We start from the raw sequence: 17,405 nt of genomic DNA on the forward strand, positions 1-17,405 counted from the left end.
GCATCATGAACACACGCCTACTCGCGATCCCCGGTGACGGCATCGGTGAGGAGGTCATGGCGGTAACGACACGCATCCTCGGCCTCGTGCCCTCCCTCCGCGTGGAGTCGGCATCAGCGGGTTATGGACACTGGCAACGCACAGGAACCACGATCGATGAGGATGTCGTCGATCGAGCCCGCGAGTTCGACGGCATTCTGTTCGGCTGCACGGCGACACCCTCTCCGCCGCCCGAAAGCTACCTCAGTCCGATCCTGCGGCTGCGCCGGGTGCTCGGACTCAGCGTGAACATCCGGCACTGCCGTTCCACGGGGGGCAGCCCCATGGACGTCGTCGTGCTCAGGGACTGCTCCGAGGGCCTCTACAGCGAAGTCGAACACCTGACCCCCGACGGGGTGACTGCTGAGTACCGCGTCACCCGCGACGCCACCGTGAAGCTCGCCCGGGCTGCCGCGGCGATCGCGCGCCAACGCAGAGGCGAGGTCACCGTCGTGCACAAGGCCAATGTCCTGCGTCATTCCGACGGGCTGTTCCGTCAGGTCGCCGTGGAGACCATCGAGTCCGAGGGCGTGTCCTGGAACGAGGCGATCGCCGACGCGGCCGGCTATCACCTGGTGATGGAGCCGGAACGCTATGACGTCATGATGATGACCAGCCAGGTCGGCGACATCCTCTCCGACGTCGGTGCCGCGGTGGCGGGAGGGCTCGGGCTCGTCCCCTCCCTCTCTCTCGGTGACGGACCGCCGCTGGCCGAGCCCATTCACGGTTCCGCGCCGGACATCGCCGGCCGGGGCATCGCCGACCCGACGGCGATGGTGCTGTCCGCGGTGCTGCTCCTCGAGCACCTGGGACTGTCCGAGCCGGCCGCAGCGGTCCGCACCGCCGTTCACGCGCATCTCGCCGAACGGAGCCTGACCTCGCCGCCACCCGGCACAGCCGAGATCGAGAAGGACATCGCCGATCGGATCGTCCTGTGACCGGGGGCCCGGGGGCCAAGTCGGTGCTCGGCCTGTCCGCCCTCAGCCACGACCCCGCCGCCTGCCTCTTCATCGACGGGCTCCTCGTCGGGGCTGTCGAGGAGGAACGGCTCAACCGTCAGAAACGTACACTCGCATTCCCGCACCGGGCGATCGACTGGCTGCTGAAACAGGGCGGTCTGACCTCGCTCGCCGACGTGGACGTCATCGCGTACTACTGGGACGACCGCGGCCAGGCCCCCGCGATGCTGCAGGCGTCCGTGCCCTCCTTGCGCCACGACCTGGCCGGTATGGGCCTGCACATCGCACGGCGTCTCGCCGCGGCTGTACGGGCTCCCGGAATGCTGCGGCGGGAACTGGCCCCGCACTGCGGGGGTGACGTCTCCCGACTGCCTCGCATCGTCTCCGTACCGCATCACGAGGCTCATCTGGCCGCGGCCCTGCACAGCGCACCCGAGGGCACCGGTGGCGCGCTCGTCATAGACGGACGCGGAGAGTGCGCCGCGACCTCGCTGTACGACCTCCGACACGACTCAGGTCCCCGCCTACTGGAACGCTACGACTTCCCCAACTCGTTGGGTGTGTTCTACGGCGCCGCCACCCAGGCCATCGGCTACACCCCGCTCAGCGACGAGTACAAGGTCATGGGGCTTGCGTCCTACGGCGTCGCGTCTTCTCGGCAGTCACGGGTGGTCAATGACTTCCTGGACGTCACGCCTGACGGGAGGCACCGACTCGACACCGGCATGCTGCACGCCGAGAACTGCACGGTCGGAGGTCTGCCCTGGCTCAACGAGTCCGGTCGTCGCCTCCTCGTCGGTGACTACCGCGACGCCGCAGGCGGTCTGTCCCAGGACGCACGGGACTTCGCCTTCGCCGTGCAGCAGCGCTTGGAGGAGGCCGTGCTGGGGCTGGTACGGCGCCTGGTCACACAGACCGGGTCGCGGCGCATCACGATCACCGGTGGTGTCGCCATGAACGCCAGGGCGATCGGCCGTATCCGCGAGTCGGGCTTGGTGGACGACGTGCATGTCCCGCTCGCCCCGACTGACGCGGGGGCGAGCATCGGGGCCGGCCTCCGGGTCCTGGAGTCGACCGGTGTGGCCTTGCCCGACCCCGCGTCTCTCCTGGACCCCTTCCTCGGGCCCTCCTATGACGACGACGAGATCGGGCAGTTGCTCGCTCAGTCGCACTGGCAGCACACCAGGCTGGATGACCCGGCTGCGGCCGCCGCTCACGAGATCGCCCAGCGCCGCGTCATCGGCTGGTTCGACGGCCGGATGGAGTTCGGTGAGCGTGCTCTGGGCTCCCGTAGCATCCTCGGCGATCCTCGGGCGGACGAGACCCGGGAACGCATGAACGCCCTGGTGAAACGGAGAGAGAGCTACCGGCCATTCGCCCCCTCGGTGCTGGAGGAGCACGCTGCTGAGTACTTCGCGCTCGGGGAGAGCCGACGCATGGGCGAGATTTGCACCGTTCGCCACGAGGTACGAACAGACATCCCGGCAGTCGTGCATGTCGATGGCACGGCCCGGCCGCAGACCGTTCCGCGCGACTTCGCCCAGCCGTCCTACCGCAGGCTCATCGAGTGCTTCATGGCCGAGACCGGCGTTCCCATGGTCGTCAACACATCCTTCAACGTGAAGGACGAACCGATCGTCTGCAGCCCTGATGACGCCCTGCGGTGTTTCGCCGCCTCCGGCCTGGAGCGCCTGTTCATCGGGCCGTTCCTCGTCACCAAGGGGGCGGTGTGAGCAGGATCGATCAGATGAGGCGCGGCTCCAAGGGCGTCAGGATCGCCCGTCTGCTGTCCACCCGCGCTCTGCCCGCGCTCGCGCTGTCCTTGGGCGTCCGCCGCCTGCGACGGCGTGACATCGCCATCCCGCTGGTGGGGCTGGCCGCCTGGACGGTGTCCGAAGCGATCAGTGAGGACGAGGATTCCAACCGACAGGCCAGGGGCAGCCGCCAGGACGAAGGCACACGGCATCTCGTCCTCGGGGCGCACCTCGCGAGCTGGTGGCTGCCGACCGCCGCGCTCCTCGTCCGAAGGGAGCAGCCGCGCGTGTCCGCCGCGCGGATCGGACACTCCACAGTGCTGCTCCTGGCTGGCGCCGCCCTTCGGGTCGCGGCTGTGCGCGCACTGGGACGGTCCTTCACGGCCCACGTTCAGGTGAACACCGGGCAGGAGCTGTGCCGCAGTGGCCCCTACCTACTGGTGCGCCATCCCTCGTACATCGGGTTGTTCCTGCTCAACATCGCGCCCGCGGTCGCCGTCGGCGGAGCCACCCCGCTCGTTGCCGGAGCGCTCACCGCGTACGCGAACACCAAACGGGTGGCGGTGGAGGAGCGGGCCCTGACCGAGCTCCTCGGCGACTCCTACGTCGACTATGCCGAGGAGGTGCCGCGTTGGCTGCCCGTGCTCTTACATCGGCGTCGCCATGGCCTGGCCACGAAAACCGGAGAAGGAGGGCTCATCGCATGAACACCGGTCCCACCGGACTGCTCCCGCAGCCCCGCAGCCTGCGAAGGGCGCCTTCTCCGACGGAGGCGGAGGAGGTCCTGCGCGGTCACGTCATACGGACCCCCATGCGCAGACTGCACTGGCTCGAACGCCTTGTCGGCGTCCCCGTCTGGGCCAAGCTGGAACTCCAGCAGCACACGGGCTCCTTCAAGTACCGGGGTGCGTATCTCGCGGTCAGCAGCCTCGATCCGGACGTGCCCGTCATCGCCGCGTCGGCGGGTAACCACGGTCTGGCCGTCGCCGAAGTGGCGAGGCGCCTGAACCGAGTCAGCAACATCGTCATTCCGGCCAACGCGAGCCGGCTCAAGCGTGAGCACATCATCGACACCGGAGCCGGGCTGATCGAGTTCGGCAGCTCGCTGGAGGAGGCGATCAGCCACGCACAGGAGCTCGCCGCCACGAAGGGCCACTACTTTCTGTCCCCGTACAACGACCCTCTGGTGATCGCCGGGAACTCGACGCTGGCCCTGGAGATCCTCGATGAAGTGCCGACAACAGCGGCTTTCGTCGTGCCCGTCGGCGGCGGCGGCCTGATCTCGGGCGTGGCACTCGGTGCTGCGACTCGCGGTGGCCAAGCCACTGTCTTCGGGTGCGAGCCGGCGCGATACCCGTCCGTGTCCCGCAGCATCGACGCGGGGGGACCTGTCCGCGTGGTGCACCAGCCGACGCTCGCCGACGGCCTCGCGGTCAACCTCGATTCCGACGCGCTCACGGTGGGCCTGGTGCGCGACCACGTCGATGACATCGTGCTGCTGTCGGAGGAGGAACTCGCGGCGGCTACCCATGTCCTGCTGGCCAGAGAGAGCCTGCTGGTCGAGCCGGCCGGCGCGGCACCGGTCGTGGCCTGTCTCAGGCTCGCCGAGGCAGGGCGGCTCACCGGCCCTGTCGTCCTTCCGCTGTGCGGAGGGAACGTGCACCACACGACCCTGTCCCAGATTCAGCACTACCCCTTCAGGGACAAGGGCCTGACACGCCTGCTGGACCTGGTCGGCAGGCGGGTCCAGGACATCCGGCCGGCACGGCAGCGTGTGCCGGCCCGTGCCGCGCGACCCGGTGCGGAGATCGGCGGAGACGGCTCGTCCGTCGAGTTGCTCATGGACCAGCTCGACCGATGTCGCCGTACCTTGGCCGAATGCATGCGCGAGATCGGCGACTTCGACGAGTACCGGTCCAGCCAGGACCTTGTCGTCCCGAACGACATCATCGACAGCCTGAAGGCGCAGATCCTGTCCGTGGACGCACAGTTGGCGTCGACCCTGGACACGGCTCAGGCGCACGGCGGAGAGGAGCCGTCGTCAGCCGAGCTGTCATCGATGGAGGCGGAGCTGCGGTGGGGCATGAACACGGTGGCTCACGTTCGGGGAAGCCTCGAGTGGTGCTCCGCGGCGTACGACCAGTCCCGGAGTGCACAGTTCTTCGGTATGGGCGCCCAGGACAGTCCCACGGTCAACTATGAGCGCTATGAGAACAGCCGTGTTCGGCAGATCGAGGACCAGCTTCTGAACGCGCTGGGCTTCCCCGGCGACACCTTCGCGGCAACCCTCACGTCCTCCGGAATGGCCGCCTACTCGCTCATCGAGTCCTACTTGATCCGCGACCGGCTGAAGCCGGGTTCCACCGTCCTCACCGCTCCCTACATCTACTTCGAGGCCTCGGAACAGCTGTTCGCGCTGCCGCACATCCGTTGCGTGCGCTCCGCCGACTACAGCACCGAGTCGATTTTGGCAGCGGCGCGGGAGCACCGCCCCGAGCTGATCCTGCTGGATCCCGTGGCGAACACACAGGACCAGCGGATGACCGATGTCGGCGCGGTCCTGGCCGGCCTGCGGGCGATGGATCTGGGACACCAGGTCACCGTCGTGGTGGACGGCACTGTCGTGTCCGGTGCCCTGCCCGCTGATTGGCTGGTCAGTGACGATCGGGTGCAAGTGATCTACTACGAGAGCTGCTCGAAGTACCTGCAGCTGGGGCTGGACGCGACCATGGCCGGAGTGGTGATCCACCCGGTGGAGCTGCGGCCGCGCCTCGAAAGGCTGCGGCGCAATACCGGCACCATCCTCTACCGGCACAGCACGAGCCTCTTCCCGAAGTACGACCGGGACGCCTTCATCCGGCGAATGCGCCGGATATCCGCCAACGCCTGTGAGATCACGGACCAGCTCGTCTCGAATCTGGTCGTCTCCCGCACGGTGAGGATCTCCTATCCGGGACATCCCACTCACCCGGACCACGAGACAGCGCGTTCGATCGGTCACGCCGGCGGCTGTGTGACCTTCAAGTTCCTGGTGAACGGCGCCAGCAACCACAGCCAGTTGGAAGCCCTCATCGACGACGTGCTGCACCGGGCACGGGAAGCAGATCTCTTTCTCACCAAGGGCGTCAGCTTCGGCTTCTCCACTCCCCGGATCTCAGCGGCCTCCAGCATGGCGGAGAACGATCCGCCCTTCCTCCGGCTGTACGTCGGAGACCGTGGCGAGTACGCGACCAAGCTCATGGCGAAGGTCCTCGCGGAAGCGATCGCCGGTCATGCGACCCAGGAGTCGGGAGGCCTTGGTGAGTGAGCCGTTGCTGTGTCTTCCGGACGAGGGCCCGGAGGTCCTGATCGCCGACCTGCGAGAAGCCCTTTCGGCGGTCCCCGGGTTCGACCCGGCGCACAACACGGTCGCGCCCGAGGAGACCATGGCCGCCGCTGCGACAGCGGTGGAAGCCCGCCTGCGCGTTCTGCTGAACACCTACCGCGGTGACTACCGGACCGACTCGTTCGCCGTCGAGCGCCTCACCGCCCAGGTACGGGAGAGAAGGGAGCTGATCTGGTTCTGGGGCAGTTCGGCCGAGGTGGCCCGGTTGCGGACCGCCTTCCGGGAAGGACGCCTTCCCGGTGCCTGGCAGCCGGCCCTCGGCACGGTCACGGTGCGCAACGCTGAGAGCGAATTCGGCGTGGGACACGGAGAACTGTGCCGATCGGGGAGCACCAGCCGTGAATTCGGCGCCAAGGCACCCATCATGTGGCGCACCCTCGGCTATGTGGACGGGCGCGAGCAGCGTCTGCGGGACGCCTTCCACTCCCTCGTGCTCACGCCGCGCAACCGGCCCACGACCGACACGGTGCGTGGTGGCGAGGCGATCCAGCGCATCCATTCCCACTACGTGCGCTCGCGCTTCTGGGGATACGCACCGTGGTACGTCATGCAAGGCGGCGTACTGGAGCTGACTGAGTTCAGGGAGAGCAACCGCGACCCGCAGGACGTGCGGAGGGCTCTGGACTCCTCCGATGCCTGGCACTTCTCGGATGCCCGTGAGGCCGAGTACGCGGCGGCGCTGTGCCGGATCAGTTTCGGCGTGGAGGTGCCGATCCGGGTGGGCGTGAGCGCTGGGGCCCGGAGCCTGCGGGCTCGTCTCACCGCCCCTGCCTCGGCCGAGCTGGTGAAGGACAACCATGGCACGGTCACGGTGGACGACGAGGGCTCGCTGACGTTCGACGATGCGCTTCAGCGGCTCGACGAGATGCCGGTGTGTTCCGCGGTGGCGCATGTCCCACTGACCGACCCAGCAGCGGTGCACGCCCAGTTGCTCCTCCGCGGACGGGGCTTCAGGCTCACCGCGGTGCTCCCGCCCAAGCGCACCTGGGCGATCCGCGACGGAGAGCCGCTGGACATCGCGTCGCACCCGGTGGGCATCTGGTCCCGGCCGAGGGCTGACTTGGCGGTGGTGGCGCCCTACTACACGGAGCACGTGCCGGGAAACGCCGCTGAGAAGACCGTACTGGCCTACGTTCGCGAGCGACTGGCGTTCGCCATTCATGAGAAGGGCGCTCACTCGTGATCACTTCGCCGCGAACGAGCCCGGCCGAGCTGTTCTCCACGCTCTTCGGCAGTGATCCGCCGCCCGACGCTCCGTACCAGCTGTACGAGGAGCTGCGTACGGCCGGTGAGCCGGTACTGCTGGGCGACGGTCTGTGGTGCGTGACCGGTTACGAGATGTGCGAGCTTGTACTCCGGGACCCGCGGTTTGTCAACGACACCGAGGCGGTGGGGCTGAGCAAGGGCGGCGAACGGTGGCGCGAGCACAGCTCGTTGCGCATGTTGAGCTCAATGATGCTGATGGCGAACCCGCCACGGCACGGCATCCTGCGGAAAGCCCTGCGAGGCCGCTTCACGCCCTCCAGGACCAGGACCGGCGTTGTCGGCCCGGCGACGGTACGAGCCATCGCAGACGACCTCGCCGCGGGCCTGGCCGCGCGTGGTGAGCCGGACTTCATCACGGACTTCGCGGATCTGTTGCCCACCGAGGTGATCAGCCGGTTCATCGGCATTCCCGAGTCGGATCGCCGCCACTTCCGTCAGCAGATCCTGGCGTTCAACGTGATCTTCGAACGCGGACTGAACGCCGAGCAGCTCCGCGCGGCCGACGGCGCGGTCGATGAGGTGTCCGCCTTTCTCGAGGGGCTCCTCGCCGTGCGACGGACGGGCGACGGGGACGACCTGCTGACACACATCGCGCGCGCCGCCGCGAGCGGCGCGCTCCCCGAGGAGGAGGCGGTTCCTCTCGTCTTCCAGATCTACAACGCCAGTTACCAGACCGTCAGCAGCCTGCTCGGGAACGGACTGGCCGCACTCATGGCGTACCCCGACCAGCGGGCCAAGCTGCGGACCGGGCAGGCCTCGATGCAGACGGCCGTCGTCGAGATGCTCCGGTACGATCCGCCGGTCCAGAGCACCGGCCGACACGCGGCTGAGGGATTCACCCTGGGCGACAGGGACGTGGCCGAGGGAGACATGGTGGTCACTCTGATCGCCGCGGCCAACCGGGATCCCGAGCGCTACTCCCTGGCGCATTCGTTCCGGGTGGACCGTGAAGGGCCACCGCCGCTGTCGTTCGGCCAGGGTATCCACTATTGCCTCGGGGCACCGCTCGCCACGATCCAGGCGGAGGCGGCCTTCTCGGCCCTGCTGGGATTCCGGTCGATCGAGCCGGCGGGACCTGCCCGGAGGCGAGCAGGGGCCAATATGCGGGGGTACGAGCACCTGCCCGTGAGGGTGACGCCATGAGCCAGGAGGCTCGACCTCACCCTGGAGAGGAGAAGAAGCTGAAAGGATTCACTGATTCTGTGCGGTCAGGATGTGGGACGAGCGCGGTCCACCAGACCGTGCTGACCGATCAGATAGCCGGCGTGGAGACGGTTCTTGGCGCCGATGCGTTTCATGATCTCCGCGATGTGGCGTTGGAGTGTCCGAAGTGACATCCCCAGACGCCGAGCAATTATCTTGTCTTCGACTCCGTCGACCAGCAGTCGCAGGATGGTGGTGTCGATGTCCTCCACTATGTTCTGCAGTGTTTTGTGGTTGGATGCGGGATCGAGGACTTTCGCTTGGGCCCAGGCGTGTTCGAACGCGGATTTGACAAAGTGCACCACGTGGGGTTCACGAACTATGGCCGCGTCGAGTGGGCTGGTCCGGAGTCCAATCACGGCGACCTTGTCGTCGAAGACCGTCAGCCGCACAAGACTGTCGCTGCTCGTCCGCACCTCCGCACCGAGACGGATGGCGTGTTCGGCGCAGTGTACGACGGTCGGGCTGTACCTCACCGTGTGCGGGTACAGCACGCGCATGCGTACACTTCCCAGACGCGTCACTGTCGGGAATGCCAAAGAGTCGTGCAGTACCTCTTCGTTCCCGGTGCCTCCGGGCTGGAACGTCACTATTTCGGTTTGCGCGCTTTCCGCTAACTCCGAAGTGACCGCATGCACCGCCTCGTGGTCGTGCAGGGTTTCGATCGATTTCGCGGTAGAACGATACAGAGGGCTGGTGTTGTAGACGCGCATCAGATTGGCGTACGTGTCGTGAAGCTCATCGACTTTACATTTGCTGCGTTCCAGTTCTCGAGTGATCGGTCCGAGTACCTTCGAGCGGGCCGCCTCCGGAGATATGACTCTGAGTGCGACAGAGTCCTGCCCGCTTTGGTCCAGGAGTCCAAAATCACCGAGTTCGGAGACAGCGCGTTCGGCTTGAGCACTTTCAAGCCCCAGCTGTCGCGCCAGATCCTGTAACTCCAGGCCTCTTGGATGGTTTACGAGGCATTCGTATGCGCGCTGAGCGATGCTGCTGAGCTCATAATCGTAAACTCGAGCGAGTTGTCCTGGTTCATTCAACTTGGGCCACTCCTCGCAGTTCCGGCGTGACGGTATTGAACCGATTCAGGTTTATGGCACACCGCTATGTGGTGTCAACGTCACATCGAGCCATCCGTGATCTTCAGGAGTCCATAAAATGGCCCACCATGTCCGTTATCGAATAATCCTCCCCATGTCGCACCTCCGCCATGGATCTCCCTGAGTGTGCGGTGGACGAGCGGAAACGGGGTCGAACTCGCTGAAAAGTCTGTGACGCTGATGTGAGAAATGTGAGTAGGTCGTGGACGCCTCCGTCGGTGCAGAGCGCTGACGGAATCGTGCGCTTATGGAATCGACGGCCTTCCTGGCGATTTTTTGTCAGGGTTCTGGGAGGTGTTGGTGGGGGATCACCAGTGATGCGGGGGACGGGTGGATGGCCGGTTTGGCCATTCATGGCCTGCCCAGCGGCCGGAGAACGCCCCCAGAGGCGAGCCGCGCCTGCGCTGCTGGGCAACCGGCCCGGGCAAACCGGGCGACCTGGGACGGGCCTGGGTGCGGCAGCTGGGCAGGTTCCCCGAGTGCGAGAGCCAGATACGAAGAATCTTTTTCCGTAATTATTTCTGTGGCACGGAGTTCGACGCGGACGCACGACTGTCCCTCGTCATCGAGGTTCCAGTTTTTCCGCCGGGAATATCGGGTAAGAGCTGCGAAGCTGTCTTTTGGACGGGTAGGGGAATGAGCGTTTCACGGAGCGCAGAGGCGCTGCAACGCCGCGTCGAGGACGTCTTGACGGAGTCGGTGACGGACGGCACCGAGACGGGAGTCCAGGCCGCCGCGTATCTCGGGGAAGAACTGGTTGTCGACGCCGCGGCGGGCGTCGCCGATCCGAAAACGGGCCGGGCGGTGGACGGTTCAACGCTGTTCCACGTCTTCTCATGCGGTAAGGCGGTCACCGCGACGGCGATTCATCTCCTGGTGGAGCGCGACAGGCTGGCATACGACGCCCCCGTCGCCGCATACTGGCCGGAGTTCGGCGCACGGGGCAAGGAGGCCATAACCCTTCGGCACGTCCTTTCCCACACCTCGGGTGTACCCCGACTGCCGGCGACGACCACCCTGGGCGAGTTGTGCGACTGGCAGGCGGCGTGCCGCCTCGTCTGCGACTTGGAGCCCCTGTGGGCGCCCGGCAGCAGGACCGGCTACCACGGCCTTACCTACGGCTGGATCCTGGGCGAGGTGCTGCGCCGGGTGGACGGTCGCGGCATCCGTGATTTCGTGGCGCAGGAGATCACGGGGCCTCTGGGCATCGACGACTGCGTCGCCCTGGGACTCCCGCTGCATCTCGTCAGCCGGGTCGCCGTACACCTGGACGACGGCGTGGTGCCGCGGCCCGCCTCAGCCGACGCCCTTGCCGACGAGCAGCCCGGCGCCGCCTGGGCCAACGATCCTGCGTATCTGCGGGCATGCGTTCCCGGTACGGCCACGGGAAGCGCCCGGGGACTGGCCAGGCTGTTTGCCGCACTGGCCAACGACGGGGCACTCGGCGGGGTCCGGCTGCTGTCCCGGGCCCGCTTGGCGGCGGCCACCGCCGTCGCGGTCGACGCGCGGGACATCCTCAGCGGAGCCCTGGTCCGCCGAGGTCTCGGATACCTGCTGGGCCGTCCCGGGCATCCGATGGGCGAAGCCGGGACGTTCGGCCACAACGGCCTCGGAGGAACGCTGGTGTTCGCCGATCGTGCCCGTCGCCTGTCCTTCGCGCTGGCGAAGAACAACCTCACGGCCGACGAGCCGCCGACGAGCACCGTCGGCCGCGTGGTCCGCGGCCTGCGAGCCGAGCATGCCCGGTGCCGGTCGGACCGCCTGCGCGGCCACCCGGCACCGGACTGAACACCTGCGGCCCGGACGCGTCAGGAGGCCTCGGGCAGTTCGACCGTCACCTGGAACTCCGCCGACACGGAATGCCTGATCTCCCCGATGTGACCCGCGTTCGCCAGGTCGACCTCGATGGAGCGGATCGCCTCGATCAGTTCGGCGGGACCCGCGACTTCCACCGCGGGGACGTCGGACCGCATGGACAGCTTCGCCTCGCTCTTCGCCTTGCGCACTGCCCTGATCACGTCGGAGGCGTACGGCAGAAGCCCCGCGTCGCCAGAGGTGCCGGCGAAGTCCTCGACCGCAGGCCAGGTGGAGGTGTGCACCGAGGTGTCGTGGGTCCACGACCACACCTCCTCGGTGACGTACGGAATGAACGGCGCGAGCAGCCGGATCACACTGTCCAAGGCCAGCCGCAGGGTGAAGCGCGCCGAATCCGATCCGTCGTAGGCCCGCTGCTTGACCAGTTCCACGTAGTCGTCGCAGAAGGTCCAGAAGAACCGCTCGGCTGCGGCCAGGGCCGTGGTGTATTCGTAGGCGTCGAGCGCTTGCGTCGCCTCGGTGACGGTCGCCTTCAGCGACTCGATCAAAGCGGCGTCCAGCGGTTCTCCGACCGTGGCGTCCGAGGCCGCCTCCGGGAAGCTGTACACGAACTTCGCCGCGTTCAGCAGCTTGGTGGCAAGGCGGCGGCCGACCTTCATCTGCTTCGGCTCGAACGCCGTGTCGGTGCCCGGTCGCCCGGACGCCGCCCAGTACCGCACGCCGTCGGCGCTGTGCTCGTCGATCAGGTGCTCAGGGGTGACGACGTTGCCCTGCGACTTCGACATCTTCTTGCGGTCCGGGTCGAGGATCCACCCGGACAGCGCGGCGTGCCGCCACGGCGCCTTCCCCTCCTCGATGTGGGACCTGACCGCGGTGGAGAACAGCCATGTCCGGATGATGTCGTGCCCCTGCGGGCGCAGGTCCATCGGGAAGGTGAGCGCGTACAGCTCAGGGTCGGTCAGCCAGCCGCACGCCAGCTGGGGAGTGAGGGAGGAGGTCGCCCACGTGTCCATCACGTCGGGCTCCCCGGTGAAGCCTCCGGGCGCGTCCCGCTGCGCCTCGGTGTAGCCCGGCGGAACAGCACTCTGCGGGTCGATCGGCAGGGCCGACTCATCGGGGACGATGGGGTGGTCGTAGTCCGGCTCGCCCTCGCTGTCCAGCGGATACCACAACGGGAAGGGAACACCGAAGAACCGCTGTCGGGAGATCAGCCAGTCGTTGTTCAGGCCGCGGACCCAGTCGTCATAGCGGGCTTTCATATGGGCCGGGTGCCAGACGAGCGATTCCCCGCGCTCCAGCAACTCCTCCCGGTGGGCCATCGTGCGGATGAACCACTGCCGGGAGGAGACGATCTCCAGCGGGCGGTCGCCCTTCTCGTAGAACTTCACGGCGTGCGTGGTCGGCCGGGGCTCGCCGTCGACGAATCCGCGCTCGTCCAGCGCCGCCACGATCGCCTTGCGCGCCTGCGTGGCAGACAGGCCGACCAGCGGGTCGTACGCCTCCTGCGCGGAGCCGGGGTCCTCGCACGGCAGGGCGGCGAAGTCCAGGTCGTGGAGGCGGCCGTTGCGGCCGATGAGGGTACGGGTCGGCAGGTGCAACTCGCGCCACCAGATGACGTCCGTCTGGTCACCGAAGGTACACACCATGGCGATGCCGGATCCCTTGTCCGACTTCGCCAGCGGATGCGCGACGACCGGCACGCGGACTCCGAACAGCGGGGTCACGGCCTCCCGGCCGAACAGCGGCTGATAGCGCTCGTCGTCCGGGTGCGCCACCAGCGCCACGCACGCGGGCAGAAGTTCCGGCCTGGTCGTCTCGATGTGTACCGGCTCGCCGTCCACCGTGAAGACCAGCCGGTGGTACGCGCTCGGCACCTCTTTGTCGATCATCTCGGCGTTGGCGACGGCTGTGCCGAAGTCGACGTCCCACATGGTGGGCGCTTCGTCCTGGTACGCCTCGTTCGCGGCGAGCAGCTTCAGGAACGCGGCCTGCGACGTGCGCTGCGTCGCGGCCCCGATGGTCGTGTAGTTCAGCGACCAGTCCACGGACAGGCCGAGGCGGCGCCACAGGTGCTCGAAGACCTGTTCGTCCTCGGCGGTGAGTCGCTCGCACAACTCGATGAAGTTCCGCCGGGAGACGTTGACGACCGGCGGCCGGTCCTTCTTGGCGATCTTGGCGACAGGCTCCGGCACCTTGAACCCCGGGTCGTACGGCAGGGAGGGGTCGCAGCGGACCCCGTAGTAGTTCTGCACGCGCCGCTCAGTCGCCAGGCCGTTGTCGTCCCACCCCATCGGGTAGAACACGTGCTTGCCGCGCATACGCTGAAAGCGCGCGATGATGTCGGTGTGAGTGTAGGAAAAGGCGTGGCCGACGTGCAGTGATCCGGACACCGTGGGCGGCGGGGTGTCGATCGAGTACACCTGCTCGCGGGAGGCGGGCCGTACGAACCGGTAGATGCCGTTCTCGGCCCAGATGGCTGACCATTTGTCGTCTAGGCCGTCGATGGTCGGTTTCTCCGGCAGCGTCACCGTGAACACACCTCTCGTGGACTCGCACCTGGTATCCGCGTAGTTTAGGGGATCGACCTCGTCGGTCATCCCGCCCGAAAATCCCCATCACCAGGTTGACCAAAGCTCCTCGGCGGTAGGGACAAAGCGTGTTGCACAAGGCCCTGAACTGGGCATTTCCTGGGTATGGCCGAGGTTTCAAGGGCTGAGCGGGTGTGGGGCGAGACCTTCACAGAGCTTCAAGTGACGTGCTGTGCCCGTCTGTTGAAGGTTGTGCGGGAACGGGGCGGCGACGGCGCCGGGGGCCGCCCATGGTGCCAGCCGGCCCACCTCGTCGCCTTCGGCGAAGCCCTCGACGCCCTCCCCCCTCCTCGCGCCCCAGCCCCTGAGGCCCCAACTCCAAGACGCCACCACCGAGTTCGAGCGCACCATGCTCCGCGACCCCGAGGCCGTTGCCGACGGGGCAGGCCGTTCAGTGGGTACGGGAGGCGTGTGGCCCGCTGCGGCGGCCTCCGCGTCGCCGACGAACTCGGCGCCCGCAGGCCAGCCGGATCCGGTAGCGCCGACCGACAGCGTGGCCAGGGGACGGGCACGGTCGCTGACCGCACCCAGTCCGTCCAGGGCGACGTCCACCCGGCGGTCGGCGTCCCAGGCGTCGAGCGCCTGCGCCGCCTCCAGGGCGTCGGCATAGGCCTGTCCGGCACCGGGGTCTTCCGCCGTGAGGGCTTCCCCGGCGGCGTCCAGACCCCGCAGGGCGGCGCGGGCGTCGGCCAGGTACTCGTCGATGAAGTCGCCGACCGTGCGCTCGTCCTCGGCGGGCATCTCCTGCTCGGCCAGGGCGAGGGTGCCCACGCGGTGCACGGTCCCCTCGTCCGGGGGCAGCAGGCGGGCCAGGACGTGCAACAGGGTCGACTTGCCGCGTCCGTTCTCGCCGACGACGCCCCAGCGCGAGCATGGGGAGACCTTCATCTCGACGTCGTGCAGCACGGTGCGGCCACCGCGGTCGACACGGACGCGGGCGCAGGTCAGCTGTGCCCGGTCACGGGCAGGCAGATCAAAGGTGGTCACGTTCTCTTCCTCCGTGAGGAGGCACACTTCACCCCCCGTTCGGGCGGGGATGTGAGCGGGCCTTCGGATCCGACGGACGGCCGGCCCGGAACAGGGCGGGCCGTGGGCGACGTCGCGGCTCCCGGCGCCTCGGCCCGTGGTCGTCAGGGCATGCGAGGGGCGGAGCCAGTGGCCCGCGGATCAGAGGTGGAGAACGTAACTCACGCACACAGACCAACAATTGGGACCGCGCGCTCAGGAGCGGATGCGGACCAGCAGGAGCGCGACGTCGTCGTCGGGCTCCGGGCTCAGCGCGCTGAGAAGGCTGTCACTGGTCCGTTGCAGGCTGGGTCCCGCGTTCCCCAGGAGGCGGGTCAGCGTGGTGAGGCCGGTGTCGATCGGTTCCCCGCGCTTCTCGACCAGCCCGTCGGTGTACAGGGCGAGCAGGGAGCCCGGCGCGAGCTCCAGTTCCACGGTGCCGAACTCCACGCCGCCCACCCCCAGCGGCACGCCGCCGGGCACGTCGACGAGTCTCGCGCCGCCGTCCGCCCCAGCGAGCACGGGCGGCAGATGACCGGCGCTGGACAGCGAGCAGATGCCGGTCCGCAGATCGCACACCGCGTACACGCACGTGGCGATCGCGTCGCCGAGCGAGCCGGCGATGTCGTCGAGGTGCCGCAGCAGCTCGGCGGGCGGCAGGTCCAGCCGGGCCAGCGCCCGCGTCGCCGTGCTCAGCTGCCCCATGATCGCCGCGGCCTGGACGCCCTTGCCCATGACGTCACCCACCACGAGCCCGGTGCGTCCCGGGCCCAGCGGCAGCACGTCGTACCAGTCGCCGCCCACTTCGCTGAGGGCCGGGCGGTAGCGGGCGGCGACGTCGAGCCCCTCCTGCTCGGCGGGCGTGGCCGGGAGCAGGCTGCGCTGGAGCGTCAGGGCGGTGCCGCGTTCCCGGCCGTAGAGGCGGGCATTGTCGATGCAGATCGCGGCGCGCGCGGCGAGCTCCGAGGCGAGCACCCGGTCCCGGTCGTCGAAGGCGCGTTCGTCGACCGTGCGGTACAGGGTGAGGGTGCCGAGCACCTTGCCCCGGGCCATCAGCGGCACCGCCAGGTAGGAGTGCGCGCCGGCCTCGTGCAGGGTCTGGGCGGCCCGCGCGTCCCGGGCGATGCGCCGCATCATCTTCGGGTCCACGCGCTCGACCAGGACCGGGCGAGCGCTGCGGACGCACCGCGTGATGATCCGTGACGAAGCGTAGGTGGCCAGCTCGCCGACCGGGTCGGCGGCGTGGATGGCGTCGGTCGGGTAGCCCGCCGCCACGGCCAGCGCCCGGAACTCGGCGGGCGCGCCACCCGACACCGGCACGATGGTGCCGTGGGCCACGACCGACTCCAGGACGTCCACGGCGGCGAGGTCCGCGAGGTGCGACACCACCACGTCGGCCAGCTCCCGGGCGGTCTGCTGAAGGTCCAGCGTGGTGCCGATCCGCACCCCGGCGTCGGCGATCACCGACAGGTGCTGGCGTGCCTGCGCGACCTCGGCCGCGGCCTGCTGGCGCTCGGTGACGTCCAGAACGGCCATCGCGAGACCGAGCACCCGGCCGTCGGTGTCCTCGATGCGGTGGTACGACTCCGAGTAGGCGCGGTCGTGTTCGTCCGCCGCCGTACGGCCGATGGTCTGCTGGTCGAGCAGGGGCCTGCCGGTCTCGAGGACGTGCCGCATCCGGGCCTCGATGGCCTCGACGTCCAGGCCCGGCAGCACCTCGCCGATCCGCCGGCCCAGCACGGCCTCCTCGGGCACGCCGTTCATCCGCTCCAGCGCGGGGTTGACCCCGACCCAGCGCAGGTCGTTGTCGAAGACGGCGATGCCGAGCGGGGTCTGGTTGACGAGGCTGTGCGAGAGGGCGAGGTCCCGCTCCACCTTCCGTACCGTCGTCGCGTCCGTGGCGAGCCCCAGCAGATGGGGCTGCCCCTCGCTGTCGAGGAGCCGCATCGTACGGAACTCCACGGCGCGTTCCGTGCCGTCGCGGTGCCGCAGCGGGAAGACACCGGCCCAGCGGTCCCCCGACCTGACGTGGGCGAACAGCTTCCTGCCCCGGGGGCGGTTCTCGGGCGCGACCAGGAGCGTGTCGGCGCGCTGCCGCAGGGCCTCCTCGGCGGTGTAGCCCAGCAGCTGCTCGATCTGGGGGCTCCACAGGGCGATGTGCCCGCCGCAGTCCAGGACCATGGCCGCGACCTTCAGCAGGTCCAGCAGCCCGCCTGGCGCGGCCGTGACGGCATCGCGATCCGAGGTCGCATACCCGTTCATGCGAGCCGCTCCTTCCGGCGCGGCAAAAG

The 17,405-nt window shown here is 68.3% G+C and carries 10 protein-coding genes and 2 pseudogenes; 8 read left to right on the top strand and 4 right to left on the bottom strand.

Annotated features, from left to right (window positions below):
• Window positions 1-5: 5 nt before the first annotated feature.
• The 6 genes from ACZ6TU_RS16545 (at window position 6) to ACZ6TU_RS16570 (ending at window position 8,546) form a co-directional block, all read left to right on the top strand.
• The gene (locus ACZ6TU_RS16545; protein WP_469548990.1) at window positions 6-977 is read left to right on the top strand and encodes an isocitrate/isopropylmalate family dehydrogenase; all 972 of its coding nucleotides are present in this window, start codon (window positions 6-8) and stop codon (window positions 975-977) included.
• Entirely contained in the window at window positions 974-2,731 is a 1,758-nt protein-coding gene (locus ACZ6TU_RS16550; RefSeq protein WP_467670153.1) for a carbamoyltransferase family protein, read from the top strand. The genes ACZ6TU_RS16545 and ACZ6TU_RS16550 overlap by 4 nt, the downstream gene beginning before the upstream one ends.
• A complete protein-coding gene (locus ACZ6TU_RS16555) occupies window positions 2,728-3,459 on the top strand; it encodes a methyltransferase family protein (protein ID WP_467670155.1) in 732 nt (243 codons plus the stop codon). The genes ACZ6TU_RS16550 and ACZ6TU_RS16555 overlap by 4 nt, the downstream gene beginning before the upstream one ends.
• Entirely contained in the window at window positions 3,456-6,059 is a 2,604-nt protein-coding gene (locus tag ACZ6TU_RS16560) for a pyridoxal-phosphate dependent enzyme (protein WP_469548995.1), read from the top strand. Before ACZ6TU_RS16555 ends, ACZ6TU_RS16560 begins: the two co-directional genes overlap by 4 nt.
• Window positions 6,052-7,320, top strand: a complete 1,269-nt coding sequence (locus tag ACZ6TU_RS16565; RefSeq protein WP_469548997.1) for a hypothetical protein — start codon at window positions 6,052-6,054, stop codon at window positions 7,318-7,320. The genes ACZ6TU_RS16560 and ACZ6TU_RS16565 overlap by 8 nt, the downstream gene beginning before the upstream one ends.
• 140 nt (window positions 7,321-7,460) lie before the next feature.
• Window positions 7,461-8,546 carry a cytochrome P450 gene (locus ACZ6TU_RS16570; RefSeq protein ID WP_469549000.1) on the top strand — a complete coding sequence of 362 codons (1,086 nt, stop codon included), beginning with the start codon at window positions 7,461-7,463 and terminating at the stop codon, window positions 8,544-8,546.
• 65 nt (window positions 8,547-8,611) lie between these two features.
• Here the strand turns inward: ACZ6TU_RS16570 and ACZ6TU_RS16575 are convergent, their stop codons facing one another.
• Window positions 8,612-9,646, bottom strand: coding sequence for a helix-turn-helix transcriptional regulator (locus tag ACZ6TU_RS16575; protein WP_467670163.1), 1,035 nt, complete (start codon window positions 9,644-9,646; stop codon window positions 8,612-8,614).
• Between the two features lie 696 nt (window positions 9,647-10,342).
• Here ACZ6TU_RS16575 and ACZ6TU_RS16580 point away from each other — a divergent pair.
• Window positions 10,343-11,494, top strand: a complete 1,152-nt coding sequence (locus ACZ6TU_RS16580) for a serine hydrolase domain-containing protein (protein WP_469549004.1) — start codon at window positions 10,343-10,345, stop codon at window positions 11,492-11,494.
• Between the two features lie 20 nt (window positions 11,495-11,514).
• On the opposite strand, the gene valS is transcribed toward ACZ6TU_RS16580, so the two are convergent.
• Window positions 11,515-14,049 (bottom strand): valine--tRNA ligase, encoded by a 2,535-nt coding sequence (gene valS, locus ACZ6TU_RS16585; protein WP_469549007.1) that lies wholly within the window; start codon window positions 14,047-14,049, stop codon window positions 11,515-11,517.
• A 165-nt stretch (window positions 14,050-14,214) separates the two neighbouring features.
• Between valS and ACZ6TU_RS16590 the strand changes: the two are divergent.
• Window positions 14,215-14,352, top strand: a pseudogene (locus ACZ6TU_RS16590) (IS5/IS1182 family transposase); the annotation flags it as partial.
• Window positions 14,353-14,649: 297 nt separating this feature from the next.
• Here ACZ6TU_RS16590 and ACZ6TU_RS16595 read toward each other — a convergent pair.
• Both ACZ6TU_RS16595 and ACZ6TU_RS16600 read right to left on the bottom strand, forming a co-directional pair.
• A pseudogene (locus ACZ6TU_RS16595) lies at window positions 14,650-14,997 on the bottom strand (ATP-binding cassette domain-containing protein); the annotation flags it as partial.
• Between the two features lie 333 nt (window positions 14,998-15,330).
• The gene (locus tag ACZ6TU_RS16600; RefSeq protein ID WP_467670169.1) at window positions 15,331-17,376 is read right to left on the bottom strand and encodes a SpoIIE family protein phosphatase; all 2,046 of its coding nucleotides are present in this window, start codon (window positions 17,374-17,376) and stop codon (window positions 15,331-15,333) included.
• Window positions 17,377-17,405 lie beyond the last annotated feature (29 nt).

This window comes from Streptomyces sp. NPDC052064 (genome assembly GCF_055585925.1).